This is a genomic window from Shinella sp. (assembly GCF_035998705.1).
GTDB lineage: Bacteria > Pseudomonadota > Alphaproteobacteria > Rhizobiales > Rhizobiaceae > Shinella.
Genome location: NZ_DASYHH010000022.1, coordinates 635,538 through 649,808, shown reverse-complemented (window position 1 = coordinate 649,808; position 14,271 = coordinate 635,538). Strand labels below are relative to the sequence as shown.

11 protein-coding genes and 1 pseudogene are annotated in these 14,271 nt (G+C 64.2%); 8 read left to right on the top strand and 4 right to left on the bottom strand.

Annotated features, from left to right (window positions below; all coding sequences use genetic code 11):
• Positions 1-59: 59 nt before the first annotated feature.
• From VGN93_RS19760 to VGN93_RS19750, 3 genes are all read right to left on the bottom strand, one after another.
• Positions 60-821, bottom strand: a complete 762-nt coding sequence (locus VGN93_RS19760; RefSeq protein WP_319320313.1) for an amino acid ABC transporter ATP-binding protein — start codon at positions 819-821, stop codon at positions 60-62.
• Entirely contained in the window at positions 818-1,498 is a 681-nt protein-coding gene (locus VGN93_RS19755) for an amino acid ABC transporter permease (protein ID WP_319320315.1), read from the bottom strand. Before VGN93_RS19755 ends, VGN93_RS19760 begins: the two co-directional genes overlap by 4 nt.
• A gap of 105 nt (positions 1,499-1,603) precedes the next feature.
• Positions 1,604-2,377, bottom strand: a complete 774-nt coding sequence (locus tag VGN93_RS19750) for an amino acid ABC transporter substrate-binding protein (protein WP_327508768.1) — start codon at positions 2,375-2,377, stop codon at positions 1,604-1,606.
• A 279-nt stretch (positions 2,378-2,656) separates the two neighbouring features.
• Between VGN93_RS19750 and VGN93_RS19745 the strand changes: the two genes are divergently transcribed.
• Genes VGN93_RS19745 through VGN93_RS19725 form a run of 5 tightly spaced genes read left to right on the top strand, consistent with a single transcriptional unit; the run spans position 2,657 to position 9,135 of the window.
• Entirely contained in the window at positions 2,657-4,252 is a 1,596-nt protein-coding gene (locus VGN93_RS19745; RefSeq protein WP_327508767.1) for a peptide ABC transporter substrate-binding protein, read from the top strand.
• A 56-nt stretch (positions 4,253-4,308) separates the two neighbouring features.
• Positions 4,309-5,232, top strand: a complete 924-nt coding sequence (gene oppB, locus VGN93_RS19740) for an oligopeptide ABC transporter permease OppB (RefSeq protein WP_319320325.1) — start codon at positions 4,309-4,311, stop codon at positions 5,230-5,232.
• Entirely contained in the window at positions 5,225-6,355 is a 1,131-nt protein-coding gene (locus VGN93_RS19735; RefSeq protein WP_319320329.1) for an ABC transporter permease, read from the top strand. Before oppB ends, VGN93_RS19735 begins: the two co-directional genes overlap by 8 nt.
• Position 6,356: 1 nt before the next feature.
• Positions 6,357-7,973 (top strand): ABC transporter ATP-binding protein, encoded by a 1,617-nt coding sequence (locus VGN93_RS19730; RefSeq protein WP_327508766.1) that lies wholly within the window; start codon positions 6,357-6,359, stop codon positions 7,971-7,973.
• Between the two features lie 13 nt (positions 7,974-7,986).
• A complete protein-coding gene (locus VGN93_RS19725) occupies positions 7,987-9,135 on the top strand; it encodes a gluconeogenesis factor YvcK family protein (RefSeq protein ID WP_327508765.1) in 1,149 nt (382 codons plus the stop codon).
• Here the strand turns inward: VGN93_RS19725 and VGN93_RS19720 are convergent.
• Positions 9,107-11,776 (bottom strand): bifunctional diguanylate cyclase/phosphodiesterase, encoded by a 2,670-nt coding sequence (locus tag VGN93_RS19720; protein WP_327508764.1) that lies wholly within the window; start codon positions 11,774-11,776, stop codon positions 9,107-9,109. The genes VGN93_RS19725 and VGN93_RS19720 overlap by 29 nt on opposite strands.
• Positions 11,777-11,978: 202 nt before the next feature.
• Here VGN93_RS19720 and paaX point away from each other — a divergent pair, with 202 nt between their 5' ends.
• The 3 genes and pseudogenes from paaX to paaA all read left to right on the top strand — a co-directional run bounded on the left by paaX (position 11,979) and on the right by paaA (position 14,259).
• Positions 11,979-12,872 (top strand): phenylacetic acid degradation operon negative regulatory protein PaaX, encoded by an 894-nt coding sequence (paaX, locus tag VGN93_RS19715; RefSeq protein WP_327508763.1) that lies wholly within the window; start codon positions 11,979-11,981, stop codon positions 12,870-12,872.
• 180 nt (positions 12,873-13,052) lie between these two features.
• Positions 13,053-13,235 (top strand): annotated as a pseudogene (locus tag VGN93_RS19710) (3-oxoadipyl-CoA thiolase); the annotation flags it as partial.
• A gap of 19 nt (positions 13,236-13,254) precedes the next feature.
• On the top strand, positions 13,255-14,259 hold the full coding sequence (paaA, locus tag VGN93_RS19705) for a 1,2-phenylacetyl-CoA epoxidase subunit PaaA (RefSeq protein ID WP_327508762.1): 1,005 nt from the start codon (positions 13,255-13,257) through the stop codon (positions 14,257-14,259).
• Positions 14,260-14,271 lie beyond the last annotated feature (12 nt).

The following is a 14,271-nucleotide window of genomic DNA, read 5'->3' as shown; positions in this document are numbered from 1 at the left end:
GCCGGGGGACACATTTCATCGCTACCGTAGCGTGAACCGGGGGGTATTCCGCGGGTATTCTAGATATCGTAGCTGTGCGGTGCGCTGAGCGAGGCGATGAATTTCTTCGTGCGCTCCCGCTCCGGCGTCGAGAAGATGGCGCGCGGCGGCCCCTGTTCGACGACCACGCCGCCGTCGAGGAAGACGACGGTGTCTGCGACGCGCGAGGCGAGACGCAGGTCGTGCGTCGCCATCACCATGGTCGTGCCCTCGCGGGCAAGCCGGCTCAGCACCTCGACCACCTCTTCGGCAAGCTCGGGGTCGAGTGCGGAAGTCGGCTCGTCGCAGAGCAGCACGCGGGGCGAGGGGGCGAGTGCCCGGGCGATCGCCACGCGCTGCTGCTGGCCGCCGGAAAGCGTCGCCGGCCAGGCATCGGCCTTGTGCGCCATGCCGACCTTTTCGAGCAGTTCCAGCGCGCGGGCACGCGCCTTGTCGGCCGGCCATTTCAGCACGGTGACCAGGCCTTCCATGACGTTGGCGATGGCCGTCTGATGCGGGAAAAGCTGAAAGTTCTGGAAGACCATGCCGGTTTGGCGGCGCAGTTTCTGGATCGCCGGCCAGCCGACCTTGCGGCCGGGCGCGAAGTCGATCTTTTCGTCGCCGAGCTTGATCGTGCCGGATGTCGGCGTCTCCAAGAGGTTGATGCAGCGCAGAAGCGTGCTCTTGCCGCCGCCGGAGGGGCCGACCAGCGCCGTCACGGTGCCTTCGGCGAGCGTCAGGCTGATATCGCGCAGCACGTGATTGTCGCCGAAGCGCTTTTCGATATGGCTGAGCTCGATCATGTACGGGCCTCCAGGAAGCCGCCATAGCGGGCGAAGCGCTTTTCGAGCCGGACCTGCAACGCGGAGAGCACCGAACTCAGCGCCAGATAGATCAGCGCCGCCTCGATATAGAGGATCAGCGGCTCGTAGGTCGTGGCGACGATGCGCTGCGCGGTCTGGAACAGTTCCGGCACGGTGACGGCGGCGGCAAGCGAGGTGTCTTTCACCAGCGAGATGAAGGTGTTGGAGAGCGGCGGCACGGCGACGCGGGACGCCTGCGGCAGGATGGTGCGGCGCATGGCCTGCGACCAGCTCATGCCGATCGAATAGGCCGCCTCCCATTGCCCGCGCGGCACGGAGGCGATGACGGCGCGGATGATCTCGGACGTGTAGGCGCCGACATTCAGCGTGAAGCCGATGAGGGCGGCGGGGAAGGCATCGAGCAGGATGCCGAGGCTGGGCAGGCCGTAGAAGATGACGAAGAGCTGCACCAGCAAGGGCGTGCCGCGGATCACCCAGACGTAGAAGCGCGCGATGGCGACGAGCGGTCGCGGGCCGAACAGCCGCACGACGGCGGTAACAAGGCCGAGTGCCAGGCCGAGCGCGAAGGACATGAGGGTGAGCGGAATGGTGAAGACGAGTGCTGCCCAGAGGAGCGGCACGAGCGAGTCCAGCATCAATTGAAGCCACGGCGGCACGGGAAAACCTCCGGAAATGCGGCTGGCCGGGGCGATCCCCGGCCAGTTGATGCGTTTATCTATATGCGAGGAACGGGCCGCCGCGAAGCGGCCCCCGGCCAAGAATTACTTCGAGACGTCCTGTCCGAAATACTTGTCCGCGATCGTCTTGTAGGTGCCGTCGGCCTTGATCTCGGTCAGCGCCTTGTTGATCGCTTCCAGCAGTTCCGGCTCGCCCTTGCGGATGATGACGCCGGAATAGTCGGCGTCGGCCTGCTCGGCGGCGATCTTCACGTTGGCGTCCGGCTTGTGCTTCTTGAAGTCGAGGAAGGACAGGCTGTCATTGATCGTAGCGTCGGCGCGGCCGGTCAGGACGAGCTGGATCGACTGGTCGAAACCATCCGTGCCGACGAGTTCGGCGCCGGCGCCTTCCGCGATCTTGCCGAAATTGCTGGTCAGCGACTGGGCGGATTTCTTGCCCTTGAGGTCGGCGAAACCCTTGATGCTGTCATCGTCGGCGCGAACGATCAGCACGGCCTTCGACGCGATGTAGGGCTCGGAGAAGTCGTACTTCTGCTTGCGCGCATCGGTAATGCCGACCTGGTTGATCACGGCGTCGTAGCGGTTGGCGTCGAGACCGGCGATCAGGCCGTCCCACTTGCCTTCCAGGAACTCGGCCTTGACGCCGAGCTTCTTGGCGATCGCTTCGCCGATCTCGACGTCGAAGCCGACGAGCTTGCCGTCGGTATCGTGGAAGGTGAAGGGTGCGTAGGTGCCTTCGGTGCCGATCTTCAGCGCGCCGGCCGATTGCACGGCGGCGAGGTTTTCGCCGGCATGCGCGGGGGCAAGGGCGGCGACCTGGAGAGCCGCGGCGGCGGCGAGGGTTTTCAACCAGTTCATCTTGGGACTCCGTTTCTGGCGTGAATTCGATCGGGCGATTGATCGCAGAAATAGGTGCAAAACGATGGGCAGAAAACTGCGAATATACTTGATGAATTGAAATATTCTTCTCGTTTCTATCGGCCAATTTGCTCCAAGCGCCTTGTTTTCAACGGTTTCGCGGGCCGCGCGAGAGTTGAGCCGCGTGTGTGGATTTCCTGTTTTTGGGGACTTGCCAAGCGCGAAAACAGGGACAATTGATTGGGCACCCAAAAAAACAACGGGGAAGGACAACAAAAAATGGCAAACAAACTGACTGGCTTTCGTGCAGCGCTTCTGGCCGGTGCAATCCTCTTCGGAGCAGGCCCGGCATTCGCAGAAGCGGTGCTTCACCGCGGCAATGCCGGCGAGCCGCAGACGCTCGACCAGGCGCACACCTCCATCAATATCGAGGAATTCATCCTCAAGGACCTCTACGAGGGCCTGACGATTTATGACGCTGCCGGGAAGATCGTTCCCGGTGCCGCCGAAAGCTGGACCGTTTCCGACGACGGCACGGTCTACACCTTCAAACTGCGCGAAAACGCGAATTGGTCGGACGGTTCGCCGGTAACCGCGGAAGACTTCGTCTTCTCGTTTGCCCGCGTCGAAGACCCGAAGACGGCGGCCGGCTACGCCAACATTCTCTATCCGATCAAGAATGCCGAAAAGGCCAACAAGGGCGAGGTCGGTCTCGATCAGCTCGGCCTCAAGGCCGTCGACGCCAAGACGCTGGAAGTGACGCTGGAGCGCCCGACGCCCTTCTTCCTCGAATTGCTCGCGCACCAGACGGCGCTGCCGGTCTCCAAGGCCAGCGTCGAAAAGAACGGCGCGGACTTCGTCAAGCCCGGCACGATGGTCTCGAACGGCGCCTTCAAGCTCGTCAGCCACGTGCCGAACGACAACCTCGTCGTCGAGAAGAACGCGGAATATTGGGATGCTGCCAACGTCAAGCTCGACAAGGTGATCTTCTACCCGATCGACGACCAGGCCGCTTCCGTCCGCCGCTTCGAAGCGAAGGAAATGGACCTCGTCTACAACTTCTCGGCCGACCAGATCGACCGCCTGAAGACGAGCTATGGCGAACAGGTCCACGTCTCGCCGACGCTTGCCACCTATTACTACGCCTTCGACACCCGCCAGGAGCCCTATAGCGACGTCAACGTGCGCCGCGCGCTCTCCATGGCCGTCGACCGCGACTTCCTGGCCAAGGAAATCTACTCCGGTTCGCAGCTTCCGGCCTATTCCATGGTGCCCCCGGGCATGGAAGGCTACGAGCCGGCAATGGCCGATTTCGGCGCGCTCTCGCAGCTCGACCGCGAGGACAAGGCGCTCGAACTGATGAAGGCCGCCGGCTACGGCGAGGGCGGCAAGCCGCTCAAGATCGAAATCCGCTACAACACCAACCCGAACCACGAGCGCGTGGCGACGGCGGTGGCCGACATGTGGAAGAACACGTTCGGCGCCGAGGTCTCGATGGTGAACCTCGACGTGTCCTCGCACTATGCCTACCTGCAGGAAGGCGGCGCGTTCAACGTGGCGCGTGCGGGCTGGGTCGCCGACTATGCGGATGCCGAGAACTTCCTGGCGCTCAGCGTCAGCACCAACAAGACGTTCAACTACGGCAAGTTCAACAATGCCGACTACGACGCGCTGATGAAGAAGTCGTATGAAGAACGTGACCAGGCGGCCCGCGCCAAGGTCCTTCATGAGGCGGAAGCCCTTCTCATGAAGGAACAGCCGATCGCGCCGTTCCTGACCCAGGCCGACCTGTGGCTCGTTTCGACCAAGGTGCAGGGTTGGCAGGACAATGCCGCCAACCAGCACCTGAGCCGCTTCCTCAGCGTTTCGGAATGATCCGCTGACGGTGCGTGGCCTTTCGGGCCGCGCACCGTTGCTCAGGAGTCTTGGTCATGTTTGCTTTCGTTCTGCGGCGCCTCGCAAGCGCCGTGCCGACGCTATTCATCGTCGTCACAATTTCGTTCTTCCTGATGCGCTTTGCGCCCGGCGGACCGTTCAACCTCGAACGCCCCCTTCCGCCCGCCACGATGGAAAACCTGATGCGGGCCTATCAGCTCGATCAGCCGCTCTGGCGACAATATCTCACCTATATGGGCAATGCCGTCACCGGCGATTTCGGGCCGAGCTACATCTACAAGGATAATTCCGTCGCCGAGCTCATCGGCAAGGGGCTGCCCTATTCGGTGGAACTCGGCTTCTACGCGCTGTTGCTGGCGCTCGTCGGCGGTGTCATCGTCGGGACGTTCGCGGCGCTGCGCCAGAACAGCGCGCTCGACTTCGCGGTCATGTCGGTCGCCACCATCGGCGTCACCGTGCCGAACTTCGTCGTCGGTCCCGTGTTGACGCTGATCTTCGCCATCGTGCTCGCGTGGCTGCCGGCCGGCGGCTGGGGCGACGGGTCGCTGCGCTTCCTCATCCTGCCGACGATCGCGCTGGCGCTTCCACAGCTCGCCGTCTTCGCGCGGCTCACCCGCGGCTCGATGATCGAGGCCTTGCGCACCGACCACATCCGTACCGCGAGGGCCTACGGCCTGCCGGCGAAATCGGTGGTGGTCACGCACGCCATGCGCGGCGCCATGCTGCCGGTCGTCTCCTATCTGGCGCCCTGTGCGGCGGCACTGTTGACCGGCTCGGCGGTCGTCGAGACGATCTTCACCATTCCCGGCGTCGGGCGCTATTTCGTGCTTGGCGCGATCAACCGCGACTATACGCTCGTCATGGGCACGGTCGTGCTGATCGCGATCTTCGTCATCGTCTTCAACCTGGCTGTCGACATCCTCTATGGCCTGCTCGATCCGAGGGTTCGCCATGACTGATGCCGTCGTTTCCCCTGTTTCCGACGGCCAGGTGAAGGGCCGCAGCCTCTTCCAGCTCGCCGTCATGCGTTTCCGCCGCAACCGTCCCGCCATGGCCGGCTGCGTCATGCTGGTGCTGATCGCCTGCTTCTCCTATTTCGGGCCGTTCTTCATCAGCCACAGTTATGATCAGGTCTTCTCCTCCTACGTCACCATCCCGCCAAGCCTCGAGCCGCGGCCGGGCGAGGATTCGCTGGAGGAGGCGATGAAGGGTGTCGCGACACGCGCCCGCGTCGAGCTGCAATCCTTCTCCGTCGAGGGCGAGACCTTCACGGCTGTCGTGACGTCGGATGCCGAGATCGATCCGCGCACCACGCGCTATTTCGACCGCGCCAACGAGTTCGACAAGACCACGGTCGTTTCGACGGAGGACGATGGCCGCAAGCTGACCCTGACCGGCGTCGTCGACCGGGAATATTTCCCGTTCGGCACGGACACCAACGGCCGCGACCTGATGGCGCGCGTCATGCTCGGCGGGCAGATTTCCATCGCCGTCGGGTTGCTCGCCAGTCTCGTCTCCCTCGGCATCGGCGTCGTCTACGGCGCGATCTCGGGCTATATGGGCGGTCGGGTCGACAATGTGATGATGCGCTTCGTCGAGATTTTGTACTCGCTGCCCTTCGTCTTCCTCGTCGTGGTGCTCGTCGTGTTCTTCGGCCGCAGCTTCATCCTGATCTTCCTCGTCATCGGGGCGGTCGAATGGCTCGACATGGCCCGCATCGTGCGCGGCCAGACGTTGTCGCTGAAACGGCGGGAATTCATCGGCGCGGCGGAAGCTTTGGGCATGACCGACTGGCAGATCATCCGCCGGCACGTCATCCCCAACACGATCGGTCCGGTCGTCATCTTCGTCACCGTTATCGTGCCGAAGGTCATCCTGCTCGAAAGCTTCCTCTCCTTCCTCGGCCTCGGCGTTCAGGCACCCTTGACGAGCTGGGGGTCGCTGATCGCGGAAGGCGCCAACAACATCCAGTCGGCGCCGTGGCTGCTCATCTTCCCCGCCATCTTCTTCGTCCTCACGCTCTTCTCGCTGAATTTCGTCGGCGATGGCCTGCGCGACGCATTCGACCCGAAGGATCGCTGACATGGCAGAGATACAAAAAACCATGGAGCCGGTTCTGGCCGTGCGCGGCCTGAAAGTCTCCTTCACGACGCCGGATGGCGATGTGAACGCGGTCAAGGGCATCGATCTCGACGTGCGCCCCGGCGAGACGTTGGCGGTCGTCGGCGAATCCGGCTCCGGCAAGAGCCAGACCATGATGGGCATCATGGGCCTGCTCGCCTCCAATGGAAGGGTCTCCGGTTCGGCGAAATATCGTGGCCGCGAGATGGTCGGCCTGCCGCCCAAGGGGTTGAACGAGATCCGCGGCGCCAAGATCACCATGATCTTCCAGGAACCGATGACCTCGCTCGATCCGCTCTACCCGGTCGGCAAGCAGGTCGCCGAGGTGATTGCGCAGCACCGCGGCGGCTCGCGACGGGCGGCGAGGCCACGCGTCTTGGAACTGTTGAAGCTCGTCGGCATTCCGGAGCCGGAACGCCGTATCGACAGCTATCCGCACGAGCTGTCCGGTGGCCAGCGCCAGCGCGTGATGATCGCCATGGCGCTTGCCAACGAACCGGACATCCTGATCGCTGACGAACCGACGACGGCGCTCGACGTGACGATCCAGGCGCAGATCCTGAAACTGCTGCGCGATCTCCAGACGCGCTTCGACATGGCGATCGTGCTCATCACGCACGACCTCGGCATCGTCCGGCATTTTGCCGAGCGCGTCGCTGTCATGCGGCGCGGCGAGATCGTCGAGCAAGGTGCGACGGCCGATATCTTCGAGAACCCGCAGGCCGATTATACACGCATGCTGATCGAGGCGGAGCCGCACGGCCGCAAGCTGCCGCCGGCGGACGACGCGCCGATCATCCTCGAAGGCCGCAATGTCGTCGTCGACTACAAGATCGACGGTGGCCTGCTCAAGAAGCGCGCCTCGACCTTCCGCGCCGTCGACAATGTCAGCATCAGCCTGCATGAGGGCCAGACGATCGGTGTGGTCGGCGAATCCGGTTCCGGCAAATCGACGCTCGGCCGGGCGCTGCTGCGCCTCATCTCCAGCAAGGGAGCCTATCGTTTCGGCAGGACGGATATTTCCGGCCTCGACCGCAACGGCATGCGGCCGCTGCGCCACAGCATGCAGGTCGTCTTCCAGGATCCCTACGGGTCGCTCTCGCCGCGCCAGACGGTGGGCGAGATCATCACCGAGGGGCTTTACGTGCACGAGCCGCAGCTTTCGCGGGCCGACCGCGACAAGCGGGCGATCGAGGCGCTGAAGGAGGTGGGGCTCGATCCTGCGGCGCGCAACCGCTATCCGCACGAGTTCTCCGGCGGCCAGCGCCAGCGCATTGCCATTGCGCGCGCGATGATCCTGAAACCGCAGGCCGTCATCCTCGACGAACCGACCTCGGCGCTCGACCGTTCCGTGCAGGGCCAGGTGATCGAGCTTCTGCGCGATCTCCAGGCCAAACACGGGCTATCCTACGTCTTCATCAGCCATGACCTTTCGGTGGTGCGCGCCATGTCCGACTATGTCGTGGTGATGAAGGACGGCAAGATCGTCGAGGAGGGACCGACGGACGCCATTTTCAGCGCGCCGCGGGCGGACTATACAAAGACCCTGATCGGCGCCGCTTACAACATTGGGCCGTAGTCCAGGGGGATAGATGGCCGAAAGCCGCTTGCCGCATATCGTGCTCTTTTCGGGCGGCACCGCGTGCCGCTCGACCAATCTGGCGCTGCTGTCCAAGCCGGTGCGGCTGACGCGCATCGTGCCGGCCTGGGACAGCGGCGGCAGTTCCAAGGTCATCCGCGAGAGCCTCGGCGTGCTCGCCGTCGGCGATATCCGCCAGGCGCTGATGACCATGGCGCATGGCGAGGGCCGGGCGGGCGACGTGGTGAAGGTCTGCAACGCCCGCATGACCAGCGGGGCGGAGGAGGATGCCCGCACGGAATTCGCGCTCTATGCCGAGGGCGTGCATCCGCTGCTGGAACGCATGGAGCCGGGCCTGCGCGGCGCGATCCTCAACTATCTGCGCACGTTCCGCGCGGCGATCGGGCCGGATTTCGATTTCCGCAACGGCAGCATCGGCAATTTCATCCTGACGGGCGCGCATCTCGCTCATAACAGCGACATCAACACCGCGATCTTCGTCTTCCGCAAACTCTGCGACATAGCGGGCCACGTCTGGCCGTCGACGGCGGCCGATGGTGTGGATCTTTCGGCCGTGCTGAACGACGGCACCAGCGTCGAGGGGCAGCATCGGGTGACGGCGCTCGATGATACGGAAAGCGACATCGGCGTTCGCGAGATCATGCTTTCCGGCAAGGATGGCGCGAATGTGCCGGCGAACGAAGCGGTGATCGAGAGCCTGGAAAGTGCCGATGCCATCGTCTTCGGCCCGGGCAGCTTCTTCACCAGCGTGCTGCCGCATTTCTTCGTGGAAGGCATCGTTCCGGCCATGGCGCGCAACGTCCATGCCCGCCGGATTTTCATCGGCAACATCCTGCAATGCCGTGAAACGCGCGGGATGGACGTCGCCCGCATGCTGGAGGCGGCGGCGGAGGTTTGGCGTGCGCGTGGCGGCGCGGATGTGCGGCCGTTCACCCATGTGCTGGCGAACCGCCAGCTTCTGCCCTTCGAAAAGACCGTCGGTCCCTTCGCCTATCTCGGCAACGGTGCGCTGGAGGATGTCGGCTCCCGGCTCGGTGCCGAGGTGCTGATCGGGGAATTCGAGGATCCATGGCAACGCGGCCAGCACGATGGCCGCACGGTGGCGGACGTGCTCAGCTCGCTTTTGCCGCCGTCGGCTTAGCTTTCGGCATCCATGCGCGCCCCTTGGCGAAGGTTAGGAAATCCTCCGCCCCCATCGGCCGCGCGAAGGCGTAACCCTGGAGCGTATGGCAGCCGAGGTGGCGCAGCAGCTCGGCATGGGCGAGCGTCTCGACACCTTCCGCCACCGTCTCGATATCGCGCACCTTGCCGATCTCGATGATCGAGCGCACCAGGCTCTGCTGCGCGGTCGATTCCAGGAGCGGCTGCACCAGCCGGCGATCGATCTTCAGCCGCTTCGGCGACAGTTCGAGCAGACTGATGATGGAGGCATGGCCGGTGCCGAAATCGTCGATCTCGATCTCGATGCCGAGCGCCTTGATCTCCTCGATCGCCTGTTTCAGTCCGTCGTCGGCCGTATCGAAGGAGATCGATTCCAGGAGTTCGAAGGTCAGCGCCCCCGGCTTGATGTTCATCGCCTTGAGCTTGCCGATAAGGTTTTCGTCGCGCAGGCGCTGGCAGGAGACGTTGACCGAGACGCGCGGGATGCCGAGCCCCTGGCCCTCCCAGCGCGTCGCCTGGAACAGCGCCTGGTCGAGGATCGCCTCGTCGATCCGGGCGACGACGTTGAGGCTTTCGGCGACCGGCAGGAAGGTATCCGGCGCGATGAAGCCGCGCGTCGGATGGTTCCAGCGCGCCAGCGCCTCGACGCCGACGATCCCCAGCGTTTCGGCATCGAACTGCGGCTGGAAGAACGGATGGAATTCACCGCGCTCCAGACCGCGCAGGATATCGTCGCTGAGCCGCTTCACCTCCACGGTGCGCAGGCGCAGCTCGTCGTTGAAGGCCTCGACGCGGTTGCGGCCGCGGCGCTTGGCCTCGTAGAGCGCGATATCGGCATTGACGAGCAGCTGTTCGGCGGATTCCTCCGCCTCGTTGCGCGTGGCGATGCCGATGCTCGCGCCGATGCGACAATCATGGCCCTCGATCGTCATCGGCTCGCTGATCGCCTCGATCAGGCGGGCGGACAGCGCGCTGAAATCGGCGTCCGCCGGGTCTCGGCGCGACAGCAGAACGAACTCGTCGCCGCCGATGCGGGCGATGAAATCCGCTGCCGGAACATGGGCGCGCAGCACGCCGGCCGCCTGTTTCAGCACCTCGTCGCCGGCGGCATGGCCGAGCGTGTCGTTGATGTCCTTGAAGCGGTCGAGGTCGATGTGGAGCAGGGTCAGCGGGCGTTTGTCGTCGACGGCACCGGCGAGCGCGAGCTGCTGGTCGAGGAAGCGCCGGTTGGGAAGCCGCGTCAGCGCGTCGTGCAGCGAATTGTGCTCCAGCACCAGGCGGGCGTCTTCGAGCGCGCGATTCTGCGCCTCGGCGGTTAGCTTGGCCTGCAGCAGCTCGGCCTGCAACCGGATGTCTTCGGTCACGTCCCAGTTGGCGCCGACGATGCGTTTTGCGCCGGAGGAGGCGTGGTAGGTCATGCCGTGCGCACGAATGTGGCGTGCCGCACCACTCTGTGTCAGCACACGAAACTCGGTGATATAGGGCTCTTCGGTTTCGATGGCGCTTGCGAAGACCCGTTCGGCTTCCGCGATGTCGTCGGGATGCAGGGCCTTGCGCCAATCCGCGTAGCCGCAGATCAGCTGCTGCGGCGATACGTTGTAGATCTCGCGCATCCGCGCATCCCAGGTGAGCGTGTCATGCTGCGTGTCGTATTCCCACACGCCGACCCGCGAGGCATCGAGCGCCAGTTGCAGGCGTTGCGAGACGATTTCGAGCCGGTCTTCCCGATCCTGCAGCGCCAGGATATGCCGGTGGCGGTCCTTCATGAGATAGCCGGCCCAGAAGATCGGCACGACGATGATAAGGGCAATCGCCAGAAGCTCGCCGCGAAAGAGGCCAAGATCGGCGGAGGGCTGCTGCCAGCCTTTCAGCGGCGCGGCCGACATGGTCCAGATCTCGTGGCCGATGTCGATGGTCATCACTACCGGGTCGGTGTCGACGGCCATGGCGGTGTTGAAAAAGGTTTTCGCCTCGCCGCCGACATGGGGGCGGCTCGATAGCGATACGGCGATCCTGAGGTCGTCCTTGAAGCCGCTGCTCGAAAGAAGCCGGTCGAGGTCGATCACCGCAGAGGCGATGCCGATGAAGGCGTTGTCGCTGCCGGCGCGTACCGGATAGCGGGCGATGAGGCCGCGCCCGCCCTGGACGAGATCGACCGGGCCGGTGACCACCAGCCGGCCGAGTGCCTTCACCTGGAGGGCGGCGGCGCGCTGGCGTTCGTTCTTGCGGTAGTCGAGGCCGACGCTGCGTTCGTTGCCCTTCAGCGGATAGACGAGGCTGACGACGAAATCCGGCGCGATGGCGAGGCTGCGGAGCTGGTTGTCCTCGTCGAAGATGCGCCCGGCGAGATCGTCGAAGCGGGCGGATGGCATGTCCGGTTCGGTCGAAAGCGTCGCGACGAAGCCCTGCACCAGCTTGATGTTGCCGAGGATATTGCCTTGCAGGCGGGAGCGCAGCAGGCCGAGCTGCTCCGTGGTGAAGGAGCGCAGATATTCCTCCTCCAGCCGGCGCTTCTGCGCATCGGCCAGCAGGACGGCGATCAACACGGCGAACGCAACGATGATGGCGGGGACGTAGTATCCCAACCCCCGGAAGGAGAATTGCACATTCCGGTCGTTCATCGCGTTCCGTTCGTCTCCATTCGGGGTTTTCGGGCGGGGTTTTCGCTATCGGGAGACCATTGCAGATGCAGCTTAACATTTACTGACGGGAGGCATGCCTCTCCTGCCGGGTTACCGGATGACCCTATCTTGTCCAGCGGGCTTTGCGGACAGCACGATTCTGGGCTAGTCCTCAGCGCAATCGAAGCGACAGGGGGCAGGTTTGCCGGCGGACAACGACAGGGCGGCGGGTGTGTTCGGCGCACTCTTCAAGGCGATCATCGAAGAAAGCCCGCTGAAGGCCGCCGGCTTCATCGTCACCATCTATGGCGACGTGGTGGAGCCGCGCGGCGGTGTCGTGTGGACCGGCAACCTGATCGACACCTGCGCCGATGTCGGCATCAGCGAGACGCTGGTGCGCACCGCCGTCTCGCGTCTTGTCGCCGCCGGGCAATTGTCCGGCGAGCGCGAAGGGCGCCGCAGCTTCTACCGGCTGGCCGCGCCGGCGCGCACCGAATTTGCCGCCGCCGCCCGCATGCTGTTCGGCCCGCCGGAGGTAGCGGACTGGCATTTCGTACAGTTGACGGGTGCGGCGCCGGATGAGGCGATGCAGGTGCTGGAGCGCGCCGGCCATGCGCGGCTGGGGCCAAGGCTTGCCGTCGGCGCGCGGCCCATGCCGTCCTTGAAACAGCCGGCCGTGCTCTTCCGGGCGGAGGTCGTGAGCGGTGAAGGCGGCCTCGGCGCCTTTGCGGCCGATCACTGGAACCTTGCGCAGCACGCGGATTCCTATCGCGGCTTTATCGGGCGGTTCGGGCGGCTTGCCGATCTGCTCGCTGGCGGCGCGCGATTGAGCGCTGCCGAAAGCCTCGCCGCCCGGCTGGTGCTGGTCCACCAGTTCCGCCTCGTCGTGCTGCGCGATCCGCGCCTGCCGCAGGCGGCACTGCCTACGGACTGGCCGGGCGAGGAAGCGCGGCGGCTGTTCAACGATCTCTATCTTCGTCTCTCGCCCGAGGCGGACCAGCATGTCGCGCGCCATTTCGTGACGGCGGACGGTGCATTGCCGGAGGCCAGCGAGGCGACACTGCGCCGCCTTTCGCTGTTGCGCGACGCCATCTGAGGCACTTTTCACACGGAAAAATGCCGTTTGTGCTATGATATCGACTGTTGGAATAAAACGTCACAAAATTTGGAGAAAGTGCCATTGATTTGTGACGTATTGGATGATAAATAACCAACCGATCGGTCGGCGAATGTTTCGGGAGAGGCAAGCCGGCCTTCGGTACAGGGAGGAAACCGAGTGTCCGAAGCCTTCATCTGCGATGCTGTCCGTACGCCCATCGGCCGCTATGGCGGCCTGTTGTCGTCGGTCCGTGCCGACGATCTGGCGGCCCTGCCGCTTTCCGGCTTTGCCGTTTCGATTCCCGCCACCATCGTCAACCGCCTCTGTGGCTCCGGCATGGACGTCGTGGGTATGGCTGCGTAAGCACAGGAGAAAGACCATGTATGCCCAGATGGTAAAGACCGATGCGGCCCACGTCCGGTCCCTCGACGAGATGGATCCTGTCGAACGTGCCTTCCAGGAACGCGTCGACGCCGGCCAGAAGATCGAGCCGAAGGAATGGATGCCGGAAGGCTATCGCAAGACATTGGTGCGCCAGATCAGCCAGCACGCCCATTCCGAAATCGTCGGCCAGCTTCCCGAGGGCAACTGGATTTCCCGCGCGCCGACGCTGGAGCGCAAGGCCATCCTGCTCGCCAAGGTGCAGGACGAGGCTGGCCATGGCCTCTATCTCTATTGTGCCGCCGAAACGCTCGGCATCAGCCGCGACCAGATGTACGAGCAGCTGCATTCCGGCAAGGCCAAATATTCCTCGATCTTCAACTATCCGACGCTGACCTGGGCCGATATCGGCGCGATCGGCTGGCTGGTCGATGGCGCGGCCATCATGAACCAGGTGCCGTTGCAGCGCTGTTCCTACGGCCCCTATGCGCGGGCCATGGTGCGCATCTGCAAGGAGGAAAGCTTCCACCAGCGCCAGGGTTTTGACGCCCTGACACGCATGGTGAAGGGCACGCCGGCGCAGAAAGCCATGGTGCAGGATGCGCTGAACCGCTGGTGGTGGCCGTCGCTGATGATGTTCGGTCCCTCGGACGATGCTTCCGTGCATTCGGCGCAGTCGATGGCCTGGAAGATCAAGCAGAATTCCAACGACGAGCTGCGCCAGAAATTCGTCGACCAGACCGTGCCGCAGGCAAAGTATCTCGGCCTCACCGTGCCGGACCCGGACCTCAAGTGGAACGAGGAAAAAGGCGGCTACGATTTCGGCGAGCCGGACTGGGAGGAATTCTTCAACGTGATCGCCGGCAACGGTCCCTGCAATGCGGAGCGCCTAAACGCCCGCAAGAAGGCCTGGAGCGAAGGCGCGTGGTTCCGCGACGGCCTGACGGCGCATGCCGAAAAGGCAGCCGAGCGCCGCGCCGCAGCCAAGATCGCCGCCGAGTAAGGGAGAGAGCAC

Bases quoted from the DNA above. Each gene is read 5' to 3' on its own strand.
- VGN93_RS19720 (WP_327508764.1), bottom strand. From the start codon at position 11,776: ATGAACGACCGGAATGTGCAATTCTCCTTCCGGGGGTTGGGATACTAC.
- paaA (WP_327508762.1), top strand. From the start codon at position 13,255: ATGTATGCCCAGATGGTAAAGACCGATGCGGCCCACGTCCGGTCCCTC.
- VGN93_RS19735 (WP_319320329.1), top strand. From the start codon at position 5,225: ATGACTGATGCCGTCGTTTCCCCTGTTTCCGACGGCCAGGTGAAGGGC.
- VGN93_RS19730 (WP_327508766.1), top strand. From the start codon at position 6,357: ATGGCAGAGATACAAAAAACCATGGAGCCGGTTCTGGCCGTGCGCGGC.
- VGN93_RS19760 (WP_319320313.1), bottom strand. From the start codon at position 821: ATGATCGAGCTCAGCCATATCGAAAAGCGCTTCGGCGACAATCACGTG.
- VGN93_RS19725 (WP_327508765.1), top strand. From the start codon at position 7,987: ATGGCCGAAAGCCGCTTGCCGCATATCGTGCTCTTTTCGGGCGGCACC.
- oppB (WP_319320325.1), top strand. From the start codon at position 4,309: ATGTTTGCTTTCGTTCTGCGGCGCCTCGCAAGCGCCGTGCCGACGCTA.
- VGN93_RS19750 (WP_327508768.1), bottom strand. From the start codon at position 2,377: ATGAACTGGTTGAAAACCCTCGCCGCCGCCGCGGCTCTCCAGGTCGCC.
- VGN93_RS19745 (WP_327508767.1), top strand. From the start codon at position 2,657: ATGGCAAACAAACTGACTGGCTTTCGTGCAGCGCTTCTGGCCGGTGCA.